This is a genomic window from Curtobacterium sp. 8I-2, from assembly GCF_902506155.1.
GTDB classification, from domain to species: Bacteria; Actinomycetota; Actinomycetes; order Actinomycetales; family Microbacteriaceae; genus Curtobacterium; species Curtobacterium poinsettiae.
Genome location: NZ_LR732826.1, coordinates 371,380 through 388,182 on the forward strand (window position 1 = coordinate 371,380; position 16,803 = coordinate 388,182).

14 protein-coding genes are annotated in these 16,803 nt (G+C 72.1%); 11 read left to right on the plus strand and 3 right to left on the minus strand.

Annotated features, from left to right (window positions below; genetic code table 11):
- The first annotated feature begins 161 nt into the window (after window positions 1-161).
- The 7 genes from BOSE127_RS01795 to BOSE127_RS01825 all read left to right on the plus strand — a co-directional run bounded on the left by BOSE127_RS01795 (window position 162) and on the right by BOSE127_RS01825 (window position 10,749).
- Window positions 162-1,703, plus strand: coding sequence for an MFS transporter (locus BOSE127_RS01795; RefSeq protein ID WP_159556076.1), 1,542 nt, complete (start codon window positions 162-164; stop codon window positions 1,701-1,703).
- A gap of 274 nt (window positions 1,704-1,977) precedes the next feature.
- Window positions 1,978-2,838: a sulfurtransferase gene (locus BOSE127_RS01800; protein ID WP_159556077.1), complete on the plus strand. Its 861-nt coding sequence runs from the start codon at window positions 1,978-1,980 to the stop codon at window positions 2,836-2,838.
- Between the two features lie 105 nt (window positions 2,839-2,943).
- The gene (locus BOSE127_RS01805; RefSeq protein ID WP_159556078.1) at window positions 2,944-4,011 is read left to right on the plus strand and encodes an NAD-dependent epimerase/dehydratase family protein; all 1,068 of its coding nucleotides are present in this window, start codon (window positions 2,944-2,946) and stop codon (window positions 4,009-4,011) included.
- Window positions 4,012-4,015: 4 nt separating this feature from the next.
- Window positions 4,016-4,546, plus strand: coding sequence for an AAA family ATPase (locus BOSE127_RS01810; RefSeq protein WP_017886963.1), 531 nt, complete (start codon window positions 4,016-4,018; stop codon window positions 4,544-4,546).
- Window positions 4,547-4,637: 91 nt separating this feature from the next.
- Window positions 4,638-6,470 carry a thioredoxin domain-containing protein gene (locus tag BOSE127_RS01815; protein ID WP_159556079.1) on the plus strand — a complete coding sequence of 611 codons (1,833 nt, stop codon included), beginning with the start codon at window positions 4,638-4,640 and terminating at the stop codon, window positions 6,468-6,470.
- A 39-nt stretch (window positions 6,471-6,509) separates the two neighbouring features.
- Window positions 6,510-10,361 carry an ATP-dependent RNA helicase HrpA gene (gene hrpA, locus BOSE127_RS01820; protein ID WP_071250693.1) on the plus strand — a complete coding sequence of 1,284 codons (3,852 nt, stop codon included), beginning with the start codon at window positions 6,510-6,512 and terminating at the stop codon, window positions 10,359-10,361.
- A gap of 19 nt (window positions 10,362-10,380) precedes the next feature.
- Window positions 10,381-10,749 (plus strand): VOC family protein, encoded by a 369-nt coding sequence (locus BOSE127_RS01825; RefSeq protein WP_056071006.1) that lies wholly within the window; start codon window positions 10,381-10,383, stop codon window positions 10,747-10,749.
- Here BOSE127_RS01825 and BOSE127_RS01830 read toward each other — a convergent pair.
- The gene (locus BOSE127_RS01830) at window positions 10,730-11,287 is read right to left on the minus strand and encodes a YbaK/EbsC family protein (protein WP_071250695.1); all 558 of its coding nucleotides are present in this window, start codon (window positions 11,285-11,287) and stop codon (window positions 10,730-10,732) included. The genes BOSE127_RS01825 and BOSE127_RS01830 overlap by 20 nt on opposite strands.
- A gap of 41 nt (window positions 11,288-11,328) precedes the next feature.
- Between BOSE127_RS01830 and BOSE127_RS01835 the strand changes: the two genes are divergently transcribed.
- The 4 genes from BOSE127_RS01835 to BOSE127_RS01850 all read left to right on the plus strand — a co-directional run bounded on the left by BOSE127_RS01835 (window position 11,329) and on the right by BOSE127_RS01850 (window position 15,152).
- Complete coding sequence (locus BOSE127_RS01835; protein WP_159556080.1) at window positions 11,329-11,982, plus strand: CatA-like O-acetyltransferase; 654 nt, start codon at window positions 11,329-11,331, stop codon at window positions 11,980-11,982.
- Between the two features lie 39 nt (window positions 11,983-12,021).
- On the plus strand, window positions 12,022-13,044 hold the full coding sequence (locus BOSE127_RS01840) for a Gfo/Idh/MocA family protein (protein WP_159556081.1): 1,023 nt from the start codon (window positions 12,022-12,024) through the stop codon (window positions 13,042-13,044).
- Window positions 13,041-14,069: a Gfo/Idh/MocA family protein gene (locus BOSE127_RS01845; protein WP_017886970.1), complete on the plus strand. Its 1,029-nt coding sequence runs from the start codon at window positions 13,041-13,043 to the stop codon at window positions 14,067-14,069. Before BOSE127_RS01840 ends, BOSE127_RS01845 begins: the two co-directional genes overlap by 4 nt.
- Before the next feature lie 75 nt (window positions 14,070-14,144).
- On the plus strand, window positions 14,145-15,152 hold the full coding sequence (locus BOSE127_RS01850; RefSeq protein ID WP_159556082.1) for a LacI family DNA-binding transcriptional regulator: 1,008 nt from the start codon (window positions 14,145-14,147) through the stop codon (window positions 15,150-15,152).
- Between the two features lie 63 nt (window positions 15,153-15,215).
- On the opposite strand, the gene BOSE127_RS01855 is transcribed toward BOSE127_RS01850, so the two are convergent.
- Window positions 15,216-15,971, minus strand: a complete 756-nt coding sequence (locus BOSE127_RS01855) for an esterase/lipase family protein (RefSeq protein WP_228499901.1) — start codon at window positions 15,969-15,971, stop codon at window positions 15,216-15,218.
- Window positions 15,968-16,741 (minus strand): alpha/beta fold hydrolase, encoded by a 774-nt coding sequence (locus BOSE127_RS01860; protein WP_159556083.1) that lies wholly within the window; start codon window positions 16,739-16,741, stop codon window positions 15,968-15,970. Before BOSE127_RS01860 ends, BOSE127_RS01855 begins: the two co-directional genes overlap by 4 nt.
- Window positions 16,742-16,803 lie beyond the last annotated feature (62 nt).

Sequence of the window (16,803 nt, forward strand, 5' to 3'; positions counted from 1 at the left end):
GTAGTTGCACTTTCTGGGAACAAGTGGATGCCATCCTTCCGTTTCGGTCTACACTGGCCACAAACGGATGCCTCGCATCCGGTTTCGTCACCACCACACCACCGGAGTGCCCGACGGCGCGCACCTCCACCTCACCCTCCAACCTTCTCGAGGAGGCTGCCGTGACGGCAGAACACACCGTGCCGACCCCCACCGGGACAGCACCCACGGCTCCGGGCACCACCCCCGCCAAGAGCAACCACCGTTGGATCGCCCTGGCGGTCATCGCCCTCGCACAGCTGATGGTCGTGCTCGACGCGACCATCGTGAACATCGCCCTGCCCTCGGCCCAGGCCGACCTGGACTTCGGCACCGACCAGCGACAGTGGATCGTCACCGCGTACTCGCTGGCCTTCGGTTCGCTGCTGCTGCTCGGCGGGCGCCTCGGCGACCTGTTCGGACGCAAGAACACCTTCATCATCGGGCTCGTCGGCTTCGCCGTCGCCTCGGTGCTCGGTGGCCTGGCCGACTCGTTCGGCCTGCTCGTCGCGGCCCGCGCACTGCAGGGCGTCTTCGGCGCGCTGCTCGCCCCGTCCGCACTCGGCATGCTGACCACCACGTTCCGCGACCCCAAGGAACGTGGCCGCGCGTTCGGCATCTTCGGCTCCATCGCCGGCTCCGGCGCGGCCATCGGCCTGCTGCTCGGCGGCGTGCTGACCGAGTACGCGTCCTGGCGCTGGTGCCTCTACGTCAACGTCGTCTTCGCCGTGCTCGGCGTGATCGGCGCCCTCGTCTTCATGGAGAAGCCGCCGATGGTCGAGCGTCCGCGCATCGACGTGCTCGGCGTCATCACCATCACGCTCGGTCTGGTCGGCGTCGTCTACGGCTTCTCGAACGCCGAGACGAACGGTTGGGACTCCCCCGTCACGATCGCCATGCTCGCCGGTGGTGTCGTGCTGATCGCCGCGTTCGTGTTCATCGAGACCCGCGTCGCCCACCCGCTGCTGCCCCTGCGCGTCGTGCTCGACCGTGACCGCGGCGGCTCGTTCATCGCGATCGGCCTCGTCGCGATCGGCATGTTCGGCATCTTCCTGTTCCTGACCTACTACCTGGAGCAGACCCTGGGCTTCAGCTCGCTGCAGACCGGTCTCGCGTTCCTGCCGATGCCGCTGTCGATCATGATCTCGGCGACGCAGATCGGTGGCCGCCTGCTGCCGCGCGTCGGGCCGAAGATCCTCATCTTCGCCGGTGGCCTGGTCGCCGCGACCGGACTGCTCCTGCTGCTCCGCACCGACCTGGACAGCTCCTACGCGGGCACCGTCCTGCCGGCGCTGATCGTCATCGGTCTCGGCATGGGCACGATCTTCTCGTCCGCCATGAACACCGCGACCACCGGGGTCGCCCGGGCCGACGCCGGTGTGGCCTCGGCAACCGTCAACACCATGCAGCAGATCGGTGGCTCGATCGGCACGGCCCTGCTGTCGACGATCTTCGCCGACGTGGTGTCGAACAGCCTGTCCGGGCTGTCCGCCGCCCCGACGAAGCTGCAGCAGGCCCAGGCCACGCTCGACGGGTACCACGTGGCGTTCGGCATCTCGGCCGGCGTGCTCGTGCTCGTCGCCCTGGCCGGCGGACTGCTCATCAACCGGCAGTCGGTCCGGCTCGAGCGGCTCGCCCGCGCCGGGTCCGCGACGACCGGGAGCATCCCCGCCGCCGCGCACTGACGCTCGCGCTGCGCTGCGGCCCGCTCCGGTACTGCCGGGGTGGGCCGTTGTGCGGGGGGGGGGCTGCGGCGACACCCGTTTCACGACGATCCACCTGTCGAACAACGCGTGCATCGTCGACGGATGCGCACGCACTCGGTGCCCGCGCATGTTCCGACGGACCACTCGTCGAACGACTGGTGGACCGTCGGTCACCGCCCACACACGCACCCCCGGTTGCGCCGTGTGTCCACGACTCTGGCCCACGTCAGGGGTGCGGATTATGGTGGCCCGCATGGCCCCCGTCCTGACCTCACCACTCGTGTCGACGCAGTGGCTCGCAGACCACCTCGGTGCTGACGAGCTCGTCGTGCTCGACGCCTCGGTGCACACGGTCGGGGCCGGGTTCGACACCACCTGGCTGCCCGGACGCGACGCCCACGAACAGCGCGGCCACGTGCCCGGCGCCCGCTTCGCCGACCTGATCGACGCCTTCTCGGCCGCCGACGCCGACGTCCCCTTCACCCGCCCCGGTGCCGAGCGCTTCGAGGCCGCCGCGGGGCAGCTCGGCGTGACGAACACGTCGACCGTGGTCATCTACGACGACAGCGTCGGTGAGTGGTCGGCGCGCCTGTGGTGGATCTTCCGCTCGTTCGGTTTCGACTCGGTCGCGGTGCTCGACGGCGGCTTCACGAAGTGGCGCGACGAAGGCCGGCCGGTCCGCGTGGGTGCACTCCGCGCGCCGGCGGCGCCGTCCGGCCCAGACGCCGGCGCGTTCCTGGCCGGCGAAGAACGCGCGCTCTGGGCCGACCACGACCGCGTGACCCGTGCCGTCTCCGGTGAAGAGCCGGCGTCCCTGGTGTTCGCCGCCTCGTGGGCTGCCCTGGGCGACGACCACCCGCCGATCGTGCCGGGCAGCACCCCGATCACGGCGGACTCGCTGGTGGACCCCGAGACCAACGCGTACCTGCGCGGGGCCGAACTCGAGCGGGCCTTCGCCGCGGTGATCGGCGCCGACGAGATCGTCACCTACTGCGGGGTGGGCAGCGCCGCGTGCGTCGACGCCCTGGCCCTGACGGTGCTCGGGCACGACCGGGTGCAGGTCTACGACGGCTCGCTGGCCGACTGGTGGCGGCACGAGCAACTGGCGTCCTGACCGATCCGATCGCGGAACGACGGCCGCACCTGGCCGGCGGCCGCCGACTGACTGCGGCCGGCTGACTGCCGCCGGCCGACGGCCGCGCCGCACTACCGTTGCACCATGAGCACCAGACGCGCGGTCATCCTCGGCGGCACCGGCGGCATCGGTTCGGCGGTCGCACGCGAGCTCCTCGACGCGTCCGGCCGGGGCGGCGACGACTGGCAGGTGGACGTCCTGGCCCGCCGGGGCGGCCCCGCAGCGGACGCCCTGACCGCCTCCGGCGCCACGTTCACGTCCGGCGACCGCCGCGACCGGTCCGTCCTGCGCGACCTGCTGCGCCCGGGAGCCGACCTGCTCGTCGACACCGTCGGCCTGACCCGTGACGACGCCCAGCAGCTCCTGCCGTTCCTCGACGACGTCGGCTCGACGGTCTTCGTGTCGTCCAGGTCGGTGTACGCCGACGAGCAGGGGCGGCACGCGAACTCGCTCGACAAGCCGGTGTTCGGCGGCGCGGTCACCGAGATCCAGCCCACGGTCACCGCCGGCGACGGCGACCCGACGAGTCGTGACGGCTACGGCGCCGCGAAGGTGGCGGCCGAGCAGGTCCTGCTCGACCACGGTGCCCCGGTCACGGTGCTCCGCCCGTCCAAGGTGTACGGCGTCGGCATCGGCCGCCCACGGGAGTGGTTCGCCGTCCGCCGTGTGCTCGACGGCCGGGAACGCGTCCTGCTCGCCGACCACGGCCGCGGCGTCGACCACACGACGGCGGCGAGCGGCATCGGCTCGCTCGTCCGTGTGGTCGCGGACGCGCCGGACCGCCGGATCCTCAACGTCGCGGACGCCTCGGCCCCGACCGCGCTCGAGATCGTCCGGACCATCGGCGGGCACCTGGACCACCGGTTCGACGAGGTCCTGCTCGACGAGGACGCGCCCGCCTTCGTCGGCGGCACGCCGTGGTCGTCACGACCGCCGTTCGTCCTCGACACCACGGCGGCACGCGCACTGGGATGGGAACCGCCGGAGTTCGCGACCGCCGTCCTCCCCGAACTCGACTGGCTCGTCGAGACCGCCCGCGCCACCCCTGTGGACGGCGACGTGCCGTGGGCCGACGACCCCTTCTGGGAGCACCTGTTCGACTACGGTCCCGAGGACGCCGCACTCGCACTCCTCTCCCTCGACCTGGGCTGACACCGTGTTCCGGTCGGAGGTCCTGTTCATCGGCGGACGCTCCGGCGTGGGCAAGTCGACGGCGGCCGAGGCGCTGCACGACCTGCTCGTCGCGGCGGACGTCCGGCACGCGGTGATCGAGGGCGACCTGCTCGACCTGGCCCACCCGGCACCGCACGTCGAACACCCCGAGGCGCACCTGACGGAGCGGAACCTCGCCGCGCTCTGGGCCGGCTACCGGGCGATCGGACACCACCGGCTCGTCTACACGAACACCGTGTCCGTGCTCGAACACGAGCGCCTCGCTGCGGCGATGGGCGACGACCCGCTGGTGCGTGTCGTCCTGCTCCGCGCCGCGGACGACACGACCGCCGAACGGCTCGCACGACGGGCGGGTGGCGCGGTCCCGCAGGCGCAGCTCGCGCACAGCACGCGGACGGCCGGGAGGCTCGACTCGGCCACCGCGGACACCGTCACCCGGGTGGACACGGACGGCCAGAGCCCCGCCCAGGTGGCCGCACGGCTCGCGTCGCTCACGGGATGGCTCCCGCGCTGATCCCCCTGCGCAGCCTGTGCACAGCGCGCAGCTCGTCCACAGATCCCCCCGAGCGGTGGTCCGTCCAGTCGCCCGGGGGCACGCTGGAGCCATGAACGACAACCGCCTCGGCACCTCGGTCAGCCCCTACCTGCGGCTGCACGCCGACAACCCGGTCGACTGGCGCGAATGGGGCCCCGAAGCCTTCGCCGAAGCACGCGAGCGCGGGGTCCCGGTGCTGGTGTCCGTGGGGTACGCCACGTGCCACTGGTGCCACGTCATGGCGCGCGAGAGCTTCGCCGACCCGGAGATCGGCGAGCTGCTCCGGCGGGACTTCGTGTCGGTCAAGGTCGACCGCGAAGAGCGCCCTGACGTGGACGCGAGCCTGATGGCCTCGGCGAGTGCGTTCACGCAGCAGCTCGGCTGGCCGCTGACGACGTTCCTGACGCCCGACGGCCACGTCTTCTTCGCGGGGACGTACTTCCCACCCACTCCCGTCGGGCAGGTCCCGGCTTTCCGGCAGATCCTGGCAGCGGTGCTCGACGCCTGGACCGAACGTCGGCACGAGGTCGACGCGAACGCCTCGGCCATCGCGACGGCGATCCGGCAGGGTGCCGTGGCGGACGCGACCGCCCGCTCGGGCGAGAGCGGTGCCGGAGCCGACCCGGGCCTCCCGTCCGTCGACACCATCCGGGCCGTCACGAGCCAGCTGTTGCAAGCAGAGGACACCACCTACGGTGGTTTCGGCGGCGCGCCGAAGTTCCCGAGCACGCCGTTGCTCGAGTTCCTCGCCGACGCGGCGGCCGACGGCGACGCCGACGCCGACGGGCTGCTCGACCGCTCGTTGCACGCGATCCGCGCGTCCGAGCTGACCGACGCCGACGGCGGTGTCTTCCGGTACGCCACCAGGCGCGACTGGAGCGTGCCGCACTACGAACGGATGCTCTCCGACAACGCGGGGCTGCTCGCGGTCGCCGGTGCCGAGCAGGCCCGTGGCATCGCCGACTTCCTGCGGGACACCCTGCGCCGCGCCGACGGGGCGTTCGTCGCCGCACAGGACAGCGAATCGACCATCGACGGCCGTCGGGTCGAGGGCGAGTGGTACCGCCGACCGATCGCCGAGCGCGCACAGCTCGACCCACCACCGCTGGACGACCAGGTGCTCACGGGGTGGAACGGCCTGGCGATCCGGGGGCTCGCGATCGCCGGCGCACGGCACGGTGATCCGGAACTCGTCGCGCTCGCCCGGGGTGCGGCCGACGCGGTCCTCGCCGCCCACGTGCAGGACGGCCACGTGTCGGTGCGGTCCAGCACACCGCGCGGGGTGTCCTCGGCACCGGCCACCGTCGAGGACGTCGGACTGCTGGCCGAAGGGCTGCTCGAACTGGCCCTGGTCACGGGCGAGGTCTCCTACGCGACCGTCGCACGCTCGCTCGTCGACGACGGTCTGGCCGAGCGCTTCGACGTCGACCCGGTGCTTGCCGCTGCGGGGACGGCCACCGGCGAACAGCCGCAGACCGCGATGCGGTCCGGCACGGTGGCGCTGGCATCGGCCGCCGCGACACTCGGGGCGCTGACGGGCGACCAGGAACTGCGGACCGCCGCGGCACGACTCGTCGCCGACCGGGCCCGCACCGGGACCGAACGCCCCCTGGGCCACGCGGACGCCCTCGGTGTCGCCCTCGCCCTGCAGCGGCCGTCACGGGAGATCGTCGTCGTCACGAGCAGCACCGACGATCCGATGCAGGCCGTTGCACACCGTGCTCGGCGCCCCGGCACGGTCGTCGCCACCACCACGCCGGATCAGGCCCGCGACTGGGCCGCGGCGGGGTTCTCGTTGTTCGAGGGACGCGATGTGCTCGACCCCGCTGCGTACGTCTGCCACGACCGGGTGTGTGACCTGCCGTCCCGGTCGGCGGACGCGCTGGCCGGGCAGATCGTCTGACGCCCCTCCCGCCCGGCGCGCCTGTATCCTGGAATGCTCATGTCTTCTCCGCTGCCCGTCATCACGTACCCGCCCGAACTGCCGGTCTCGCAGCGGCGGGACGACATCGCGGCTGCCATCCGTGACAACCAGGTGGTCATCGTCGCCGGGGCCACCGGCTCGGGCAAGACGACCCAGCTGCCGAAGATCTGCCTCGAGCTCGGTCGGGAGCACATCGGGCACACTCAGCCCCGTCGGATCGCAGCCCGGACCATCGCGGAGCGTGTGGCGGAAGAACTGGGCGGCGGCGAACTCGGCGGACTCGTGGGCTACCAGGTCCGGTTCACCGACAAGGTCAGCTCCGAGACCCGCGTGAAGCTGATGACCGACGGCATCCTGCTGAACGAGATCCACTTCGACCGCGACCTCAAGCGGTACGACACGATCATCATCGACGAGGCGCACGAGCGGTCCCTGACGATCGACTTCCTGCTCGGCTACCTGAAGCGGCTGCTCCCCCGGCGCCCCGACCTGAAGCTCATCATCACGAGTGCGACCATCGACCCGGAGTCGTTCTCGAAGCACTTCGACGACGCCCCCATCATCGAGGTGTCCGGCCGCACCTACCCGGTCGAGATCCGGTACCGCCCCCTCGTCGCCGAAGACCAGGACGACGCCGCCGACGACGAGTCGGACTCCCGCACCGGTGACAGCGGCAACGCTGCCGACGACCGCGACACCCTGCAGGGCATCACCGACGCCCTCGACGAGCTGGCGCAGGAGGACCCGGGCGACGTGCTCGTGTTCCTGTCCGGCGAGAACGAGATCCGCGACGCGCAGGACGCGATCGAGGGCAAGCGCTACCCGGGCACCGAGGTCCTGCCGCTGTACGGCCGCCTGTCCGCCGCCGACCAGCACCGCGTCTTCGAGCGCCGGCACACCCCGGGCATCCGCCGTCGTGTCGTCCTCGCCACGAACGTCGCCGAGACCTCGCTCACCGTGCCCGGCATCAAGTACGTCATCGACACCGGGACGGCGCGCATCTCGCGGTACTCCCCGCGAGCCAAGGTGCAGCGTCTGCCGATCGAGGCGATCTCGCAGGCCAGCGCCAGCCAGCGCTCCGGCCGAGCGGGCCGCACGAGTGCCGGCATCGCGATCCGGCTCTACTCGGAGGACGACTTCGGCCGTCGCCCCGAGTACACCGACCCCGAGATCCTCCGCACGAACCTGGCCGCGGTGATCCTGCAGATGATCTCGCTCGGCTTCGGGGACATCGAGTCGTTCCCGTTCCTGCAGCCGCCGGACAGCCGGGGCGTGAAGGACGGCCTCGACCTGCTGCGCGAACTCCGCGCCGTCGACAAGGACGGCCGCATCACGAAGTCCGGGCGGCAGCTGACCCGGCTGCCGATCGACCCCCGCCTCGGTCGCATGGTGCTCGAAGCCGGGCGCCAGGGCGTCGGGCGCGAGGTCATCGCCATCGTCAGCGCCCTGAGCATCCAGGACCCCCGCGAGCGCCCCCTCGAGAAGCGTGCGCACGCCGACCAGCTGCACGCCCGCTTCGCCGACCCGACGAGTGACTTCCTGACCCTGCTGAACCTCTGGAACCACATCGAGGAGCAGCAGGAGGAACTGTCGTCGAGCGCGTTCCGGCGGCTGTGCAAGGCCGAGTTCCTCAACTACCTGCGCATCCGCGAGTGGCAGGACCTGTACCGGCAGCTGTCCCGCGCCGCGAAGCAGGTCGACGTCCGTGTCGGGCAGGCACGCTCCGAGGACGGCGACGCCGTGCACCGGGCCCTGCTCTCCGGACTCCTCAGCCAGATCGGGTTGCGCGACCGCGAGAAGCGCGACTACCTCGGCTCCCGGAACACCCGGTTCGTGGTGTTCCCGGGCAGTGTGCTCGCGAAGAAGCAGCCCGACGCGGTGATGGCCGCCGAGCTCGTCGAGACGAGCCGGCTCTTCGCCCGCACCGTCGGCCGGATCGACCCCGCGTGGGTGGAGCCGCTCGCCGGTGACCTGCTCAAGCGCACCTACGGGGAGCCGCACTGGGAGAAGAAGCAGGGCGCGGTCGTCGCCTACGAGCGCGTGACCCTGTTCGGCGTCCCGATCGTGCAGCGCCGCCGCGTGCAGTACTCGCGGATCGACCCGGAACACTCCCGCGAGCTGTTCATCCGGCACGCCCTGGTCGAGGGCGAGTGGGAATCGCAGCAGGCCTTCGACCGCGCCAACCGGAAGCTCCGCAAGGAACTCGAGCAGCTCGAGGAGCGCACCCGTCGCCGCGACATCCTGCTCGACGACGAGAACGTCTACGAGTTCTACGACGCCCGCATCCCGGCCGACGTCGCGACGACCCGCGACTTCGAGGGGTGGTGGCGGACCACCCGCCGCGAGCAGCCGGACCTGCTCACGATGCGCCGGTCGGACCTGCTGGACGAATCCGCAGCCGAAGCAGCCGAGGACGACGTCGAGTACCCGACCCAGTGGCACAGCGGCGACCAGCGCCTCGCCATCCAGTACCGCTTCGAGCCCGGCGCCCAGGACGACGGCGTGAGCGTGCAGGTCCCCCTCGCGCTCCTGCCCCGGATGCGCGAGGAGGGCTTCGACTGGCAGGTCCGTGGCCTCCGGAGAGAACTCGTCACCGCGCTCATCAAGTCGCTGCCGAAGCAGATCCGCAAGAACGTGGTGCCGGCGGCCGACTGGGCCGAGAAGATCGTCGCCGAACTGCCCGACGACGCCCCGACCGAGCCGACGGAGTCGTTCCGCGCCACCCTCGCCAGGGCGATCCAGCGCATGACCTACGTGCCGGTCTCCGAGTCCGACTTCGACCTGACCCGCGTCCCCGCACACCTGCTCCCGACATGGGCGGTGGTCGACGAGCGCGGTCGCCGGGTCGAGACCGGCAAGGACCTGGGGGCCCTGCAGACCAAGCTCAAGGACCGGACCCAGCAGAGCGTCGCCTCCGCCACGGCGAAGGGCACGGGACGGTCAGGAGGCGCGGCTCGCGTCGCGTCCGCCGGTGCCGGTCGTCCGCTGGAACAGTCCGGACTCACCGCCTGGCCCGACCAGGACCTGCCGCAGACCCTCGACACCAAGCAGGCGGGCGGCGTCATCCGCGCGTACCCGTCCCTGGTCGAGGAAGGCACCGGTCCGAAGGCGACCGTCGGCGTGCAACTGCTCGCCACCCCGTCCGACCGCGTCGTCCGGATGCCCGCCGGCGTCCGCCGTCTGGTGATGCACGCGGTGCCGTCGCCCGTGTCGTACATCCAGTCGCACCTGACCGCCCAGGAGAAGCTCGCGCTCGCGGCCAGCCCCTACCCCTCGACAGCGGCGTTGTTCGACGACGTCCTGGCCGCCGTGGTCGACGCCGGCATCCGTCGGGCCCACCCGGACGGCATGGTCTTCACGAAGGCCGGGTTCGAGGCCGTCCGCGATGCCGTGTCGGCCACCGTCGTCGACACGATGTTCACCGCGGTGTCCGAGGTCGCGGCGGTGCTCGCCGCGCAACGCTCCGCCGAACGAGCGCTCAAGCAGGCGAACTCGATGTCGCTGCTCGCCGCCCTGAGCGACATGCGGCAGCAGATGGAGCGCCTGGTGTTCCCCGGGTTCGTCGCCGTCGCGGGGCTCGACCGCCTGCGTCGGATCCGCGTGTACCTGCAGGGCATCGAGGCACGCGTGCAGAAGCTGTTGCAGAACCCCGGGCGCGACGCGACGTGGATGCGCGAGGTCACCGTGGCGACCGACCGCTACACCGACGCCGGCGGTGTCTTCCCGCCCGCGGTCGGGGCGCACCCGGAGCTCGTGCACGCGCGGTGGATGCTCGAGGAGTTCCGGCTCAGCCTGTTCGCGCAGGAACTCGGGACCGCCGAGACCGTCTCGTTGCAGCGGATCACGAAGGCCCTGACCGCCGCGCGCTGATGGGGCTACCGTGTCGGCCATGATCGGCACACTCGACGTCGTGGTCCTGGACTGCCCGGACACCCGCGCCCTCGCCCGCTTCTACGCCGAGCTGCTCGGCGGGGAGATCGTCGGCTTCGACGAGGACTGGGCGGAGCTCGCCCTCCCGTTCACCGACCACCGTCCGATCCTGGCGTTCCAGCAGGTCGACGACTACCAGCCGCCGGAATGGCCCGGGCAGACGGTCCCGCAGCAGAGCCACCTCGACGTGAAGGTCGACGACCTGGACGACGGCGAGGCCGCGGTGCTCGCGATCGGCGCGACGGCCACGGGGTCAGGCACGGAGACGTTCCGCGTCTACCTCGACCCCGCGGGCCACCCGTTCTGCCTCATCCGGCCGTCGGACTGACCGGTTCGGTCGCCAGGCCCTCGACCACGGTGACGTTCGGCAGCGCGGTGAGTGCGGCGCCGGGCAGGAACAGCTTCGCGGCGCGGCGCCCGGCGCCGATGACGATCTCGGGGGCGTCGAGGACGCGTGCGTCGATGTAGAGCGGCCACGACGACGGTAATCCGATCGGCGTGATGCCGCCGTACTCCATGCCGGTCAGCTCGACCGCTTCGTCCATCGGGGCGAAGCTCGCCTTGCGGACGTCGAGCAGCTGCTTCACGACGCGGTTGACGTCGAGCTTCGTCGATGCCAGGACGACGCAGGCGGCGTAGCGGACCTCGTCGCCGCGCTTCCCCGCGACGACGATGCAGTTGGCGCCGCCGGCCAGCGGGTAGCCGTACGCCTCCGAGAACGCGGCGGTGTCGGCCAGGTCGGCGTCGATCGGTGCGCCCTCGATCTTCGTCAGGACGTCGCTCGGCAACGCGACGAGGGCTTCAGCGACGGGGATCGCGAGGAATCCGGTGGCGACCAGGGCGGGAACACGTTCGAGCGTCGGCATGGCTCCACCGTAGGGAAGCGATCCCGCACGAGGGTGGAGCCATGACCGAACTCCGGGCGATCGACGTCGACCAGTGGGCCCGCCGCGAGCACTTCAAGCACTACCGGCAGCGGGTGCCGTGCGCGTACGAGGTGACCGTCGAGCTCGACGTCACCGCCTTCGTCGAACGCGTCCGTTCGACCGGCCGACGGACCTACGCGTCACAGCTCTGGGCCATCGCGACCGTGGTGAACCGGCACGACGAGTTCCGGATGCAGCTGCTGGACGACGGCTCCCCCGCCGTGTGGGACCGCGTCCACCCGATGTTCACCGTGTTCCACCCGGACACCGAGACGTTCTCCGCCCTGGTCGTGCCGTACGACGACGACTTCGGCACCTTCCACGATGCCGCGGTGTCGACGATCGAGCGGTACCGCGACGACACCCGGATGTTCCCGCAGGACGACCGCCCCGGCAACGTGTTCGACGTGTCGACCCTGCCGGGGGCGTCGTTCACCGGGTTCTCGTTGCAGGTGCGTGACGGCTGGGACCACCTGCTGCCGATCATCACGCTCGGCGGGTACCGGACCGCTGGTGACCGGACGCTGCTCCCCCTGGCGCTGCACGTCGACCACGCCGCCGCCGACGGCTTCCACACGACCCGGCTGCTGCGCGAGCTCGAGGAGCTCTTCACCGACCCTGGCTGGCTCGGCTGACCCTGCCCGTCCTCGGACCGCATCTCCTACGCTGACCCCATGACGCCACAGTCGGAGCCCCTCGCCCGGAAACGCATCGGGCTCGTCGGCGCGGGCGGCATCTCCGTCGCGCACCTGCCCGGGCTGCTCCGCCTGGGCGATGTGGTGGTGCACGCTCGCGAGGGCGCCCACGAACTCGTCGACGCCTTCGCCGACACCGCCCGTGCCGAGGGCAGCACGATCACCGTCGCCGACAGCCTCGACGAGCTCCTCGCCGCGGTCGACGTCGTCGACGTCGTGGTCCCGACACACGCCCACGCCGAGGTGGTCCGCGCGGCGATCGCCGCCGGCAAGGACGTCGTCTCCGAGAAGCCCCTGGCCCGGACCGACGCGGACGCGGCGGACCTGGCGGCCCGCGCTGCGGACGCAGGCGTCCAGCTCTACCCGGCCCAGGTGGTGCGCTGGTTCCCCGCGTACACGCGCCTGCACGAGGCCGCGACCACGGGCCTCCTGGGCGACCTGGCGGTGTTGCGGTTCTCGCGGTCCGGCGCCTTCCCCACCCACGTCCCCTGGTTCGGCGACCGCGCGCTGTCGGGCGGGATCGTGATGGACCAGATGATCCACGACCTGGACATCGCCCGCTGGGTGGCGGGCGAGGTGACCCGGGTGTCGGCGGTGAGCGTCCGCGCGGGGTCCGAGGCGGAGCCGGTCGAGGCGGCGCACGTCCTGCTCACGCACGAGTCGGGCGCGATCAGCCACGTCGCCGGGCTGTGGGGGCCGCAGCACCTGGCCTTCACGACGGAGTACTCGGTGACGGGGACGCTCGGCAGCCTGTCGCACTCCTCCCGGGCCGAGGAGGACACCCGGAGCGACCTGGCGGCGCCGGCGTCCGTCGACGGTTTCCTGCCGCCGGTGGACCCGGCCGCCGACCCGTACGCGCTGGAGCTCACCGACTTCCTCGCCGCGTTCGACGGCGGTCGGCCACCCCGGGTCACCGTCGACGACGGCGTCGCCGCGGTGCGGATCGCGAACGCGGCGATCGAGTCGATCGAGTCCGGCCAGCCGGTCGAGGTCGCACGGTGACGCTCCGGATCGGTGTGCTCTCGTTCGCCCACACGCACGCCATCAGCTACCTCGGCGCCCTGGCGGCCATGCCCGACGTCGAGGTGCGCGGCACGGACCCGGGCGGGGTGTCCACGGGGACGGAACTCGGCGACCTGCGCGGAGCCGAACTGGCACGCGCGCTCGGCGCCGGGTACGCGGACTCCGTCGACGAACTGCTCGCCTGGGGCCCGGACGCGGTGATCGTCACGAGCGAGAACGCCCGGCACCGCGAGTTCGTCGAGCTCGCGGCGGCAGCGGGGGCAGACGTGCTCTGCGAGAAGCCGATCGCGACCTCGTGGCAGGACGGCCTCGCCATCCGCGATGCCGTGGACCGCGCCGGAGTGCTGCTGATGATGGCGTTCCCGGTGCGGTTCGCCTCGGCGTTCGACCGGCTGCGGGCGACGCGGGACTCGGGCGCACTCGGCACGGTGTTCTCGGTGCGGGGCGCGAACAACGGCATGCTGCCGCTCGCCCGCGACTGGTTCACCGACGTCCGGCTGAGCGGAGGCGGCGCCCTCGTCGACCACGTCGTGCACGTCGCCGACCTGATCGACGGGCTGACCGGAGCGACGCCGGTGTCCGTCACCGCCGTCGCGAACCAGGTGCTGCACGCCGACCGAGCGAACGCCGAGACCGCGGGCCTGGTGACCATCACGTACGACGACGGCACCATCGCGGCGATCGACTGCTCGTGGAGCCGACCGGACACGTCGCCGGTGTGGGGCGGCTTGACGCTCGACGTCGCCGGGACGGGCGGCACGGTGTCGGTGGACTTCTTCGGGGCGGCTGCTCGCGGGCTCGACGCCGTGGGCGGCCGGCCGATCGAGCTCCGGTACGGGCCCGACCACGACGTGCCGATGCTCCGGACGTTCCTGGCGGCCGTGGCGTCCGGGGAGCAGCCGCAGCCGGACGTCGGGGTCGGCCTGCGGACGCTGTCGATCGTGCTGGCGGCGCAGGAGTCGGTGCGGACGCGCCGGACGGTCGCGGTGCAGGCCGCGGGCTAGCCCCGCACCACACCGCGCCACACCGTCGCCGCACGCCGCCCCACCCCTGCCCGCCCCCGCGCTACGCTCGTCCCGATGCGCGCAACCGTGCGGGACGTGGCCGCCCTCGCCGGGGTGTCGCCGAAGACCGTCTCCAACGTCGTCAACGGCGGCGTCGTCGTGCGCCCGGAGACCCGTGAACGCGTCGAGCGCGCGGTCGCCGAGCTCGACTACGTGCCGAACCTGTCCGCCCGCGGGCTGCGGAACGGCCGCTCGGGAGCGATCGCGCTGACGCTGCCGGAGATGGGCAGCGCCTACTCGGCCGAACTCGCGCAGTCGTTCGTGGAAGTCGCCCGCGAACGCGGCTGGGTCGTGCAGCTCGAGCAGACCGGCAACGACCCGACTCTCGAACGCGAACTGGTGTCCCGCGCCCGCGCACACCTGGTGGACGGGCTGATCCTCAACCCGGTGTCGCTCAGCGCGAGTGTCCTGGCCTCGACCGAGGGGCTGCCGCCGACCGTCGTCATCGGCGAGGTCGAGCCCGAGCACGTCGACCAGGTGCACGTCGACAGCCGTGCGGCGGCCGAGCAGGTCACCGCACACCTCATCGCCCACGGGCACCGGCGCATCGCGATCGTCGGCGCGTCTCCCGACGGTGCTGCGACGGCGACGAGCGAGCTCCGCGAACGCGGGTACACCGCAGCGCTCACCGCAGCGGGCATCACACCCGACCCGTCGCTCCGCGTCCCGCTGCCGGCGTGGACCACGAGCGCCGCGGCGACGACCTTCGCGGCCTGGCTCGACGAGCACCCCCTGCCCGACGCCGTCTTCGCCTTCACCGACTCGATCGCGTTCGGGGTGCTGCACGTGCTCGCCGCCCGCGGGGTCCGGGTGCCCGAGCAGGTCAGCGTCATCGGGTTCGACGACGTCGAGGCTGCCGCGTACGCGATCCCGTCGCTCAGCACGGTGTCGTTCGACCGTCGGGCCTTCGCGACGGCGGCACTCGACCTGCTGACCCGGCGGATCGCGGACCGCAGTGCCGCGCCGGAGACCGTCGTGGTGCCGCACCGGATCGTCGAGCGCGCGAGCGTCGCTGCCCGCTGAGCGCGTCGGCCGAGTCTCGGCCCGGCGGACAGTCGGCGCCGTCGGAACAGCGAGAACTGTCCGTCAGGCCGAGTCTCGGCCGGAACAGCCGTCAGCCGCAGCCGCCAGCACCGCTGACCGCGTCCGCGCATCGCCGAGGATCCGGAAGTGCCCGCCCACCGGCAACCGCACGTTCGTCGCGCCCTGCAGTTCGCTGCCCTCCGGGATGAGCGTGTCGAACACCCCGTACACCGACGTGATCCGCGCGTTGGCATCGAGTTCCCGCGCCAGTCCCGCCAGCACCGGGTCCGCCGCCCGGAACGCCCGCAGGTGCGGCACCGGCGCCAACCGCGCGTAGACCGACCCCGCGAAGGGCGTCGACACCGCGACCATCCGGTCGATCCGCTCGTGCTGGTCGAGCTGCGTCATCGCGTACTTGCCGATCAACCCGCCCTTGCTGTGCGCGAGCACGAGCACGTTCCGCAGGTCCTGTTCCTGCAGGTACGCCATCACCGCACGCGCCGAGTCCGGCACGGGTCGCAGGTTGTGCCGCAGGACCGGCAGCACGTGCACCGGGTGTCCCCGGTCGTGGAGCGCGTCCATCAGCGGCCGCATGAAGTGCCAGGTCTCGTAGACGCCGGGGACCACGACGACGGGCTGCCCGTCGCCGGTCCGGTAGTCGTCCGCGGTGGTCGGGCCGAGGCTCCGGACCTGCCACCGGGCCGCGTACCCCCAGTCGAGTGCGGCCCAGCAGGCACGCCGAACCAGCGGGACACGGCCTGGAGGCCCGGATCGCGTCGTCCGCGCCGCCTCGGTCCCCGACGTGGCCGGCCGGGTCATCGGAGTCCCTCCAGGCGCTCGGCGCTGCGGAACGTCTCGAGGAGTCGTGCGAGCGCGTCCGGCTGCCGTTCCTGCACGTGGTGCGGCCCCGCCAGTTCCACGAAGGTGCCGTCCGGCGCAGCGGCCGCGAGCCGGGCCGACCAGTCGTGCCGCGCGATGGGGTCCTGGGTGCCGCGGACGACGAGGACGGGCTGCGTGACCTCGGTGATCGTCTGCTCGGTCGGGTAGCGGAGCATCGGCCCGAGCTCGCGCAGGTACTGGCGCATGCTCCGGAGGTAGTCGGTGACCAGGACCGTGTTCATCCGGACCCCCTCGACGAAGCCGTCGCGGCCCAGGTCGAGCGCCTGCATCGGGAGCGATCGCCGCTCGGCGTCGATCACCGGACCGACGAGCACGATCGCCGTGACGGCGTCGGGGTGACGGCGGGCGGACTCGATGACGACCTGCGTGCCCATCGACTGCCCGACGAGCACCAGGTCATCGTCGACCAGGTGTCGGACGGCCCGCACCACCACGTCGCCGAGCTCTTCGATCGACAGCCGCCGACCGGCCGCGGGCAACCAGCCGAACCCCGGCAGGTCGACGCTGATCGTGTGGTGCTCGGCGGCGACGGCGCGCTGCGACCGGGCGAAGGACCGGTGTGACATCCCGATGCCGTGGACGAACACGACGGTGGGGTCGGCCTCGTCGCGGAGCGGCCCGCGCGACGGCATGGTGTGCAGGCGCACGGGCAGCCCGTCGATCCGGACGGTCTCCACAGCAGCGCGCACGAGCCGAGGCTACGCGGCGGTTCGCAGCACCGGGTCAGCCTGGTCATCGGCTGCCCACAGCC

Coding starts and splice junctions, on each gene's coding strand:
- hrpA (WP_071250693.1), top strand. CDS start 6,510: ATGTCTTCTCCGCTGCCCGTCATCACGTACCCGCCCGAACTGCCGGTC.
- BOSE127_RS01835 (WP_159556080.1), top strand. CDS start 11,329: ATGACCGAACTCCGGGCGATCGACGTCGACCAGTGGGCCCGCCGCGAG.
- BOSE127_RS01855 (WP_228499901.1), bottom strand. CDS start 15,971: ATGACCCGGCCGGCCACGTCGGGGACCGAGGCGGCGCGGACGACGCGA.
- BOSE127_RS01805 (WP_159556078.1), top strand. CDS start 2,944: ATGAGCACCAGACGCGCGGTCATCCTCGGCGGCACCGGCGGCATCGGT.
- BOSE127_RS01825 (WP_056071006.1), top strand. CDS start 10,381: ATGATCGGCACACTCGACGTCGTGGTCCTGGACTGCCCGGACACCCGC.
- BOSE127_RS01830 (WP_071250695.1), bottom strand. CDS start 11,287: ATGCCGACGCTCGAACGTGTTCCCGCCCTGGTCGCCACCGGATTCCTC.
- BOSE127_RS01800 (WP_159556077.1), top strand. CDS start 1,978: ATGGCCCCCGTCCTGACCTCACCACTCGTGTCGACGCAGTGGCTCGCA.
- BOSE127_RS01850 (WP_159556082.1), top strand. CDS start 14,145: ATGCGCGCAACCGTGCGGGACGTGGCCGCCCTCGCCGGGGTGTCGCCG.
- BOSE127_RS01815 (WP_159556079.1), top strand. CDS start 4,638: ATGAACGACAACCGCCTCGGCACCTCGGTCAGCCCCTACCTGCGGCTG.
- BOSE127_RS01840 (WP_159556081.1), top strand. CDS start 12,022: ATGACGCCACAGTCGGAGCCCCTCGCCCGGAAACGCATCGGGCTCGTC.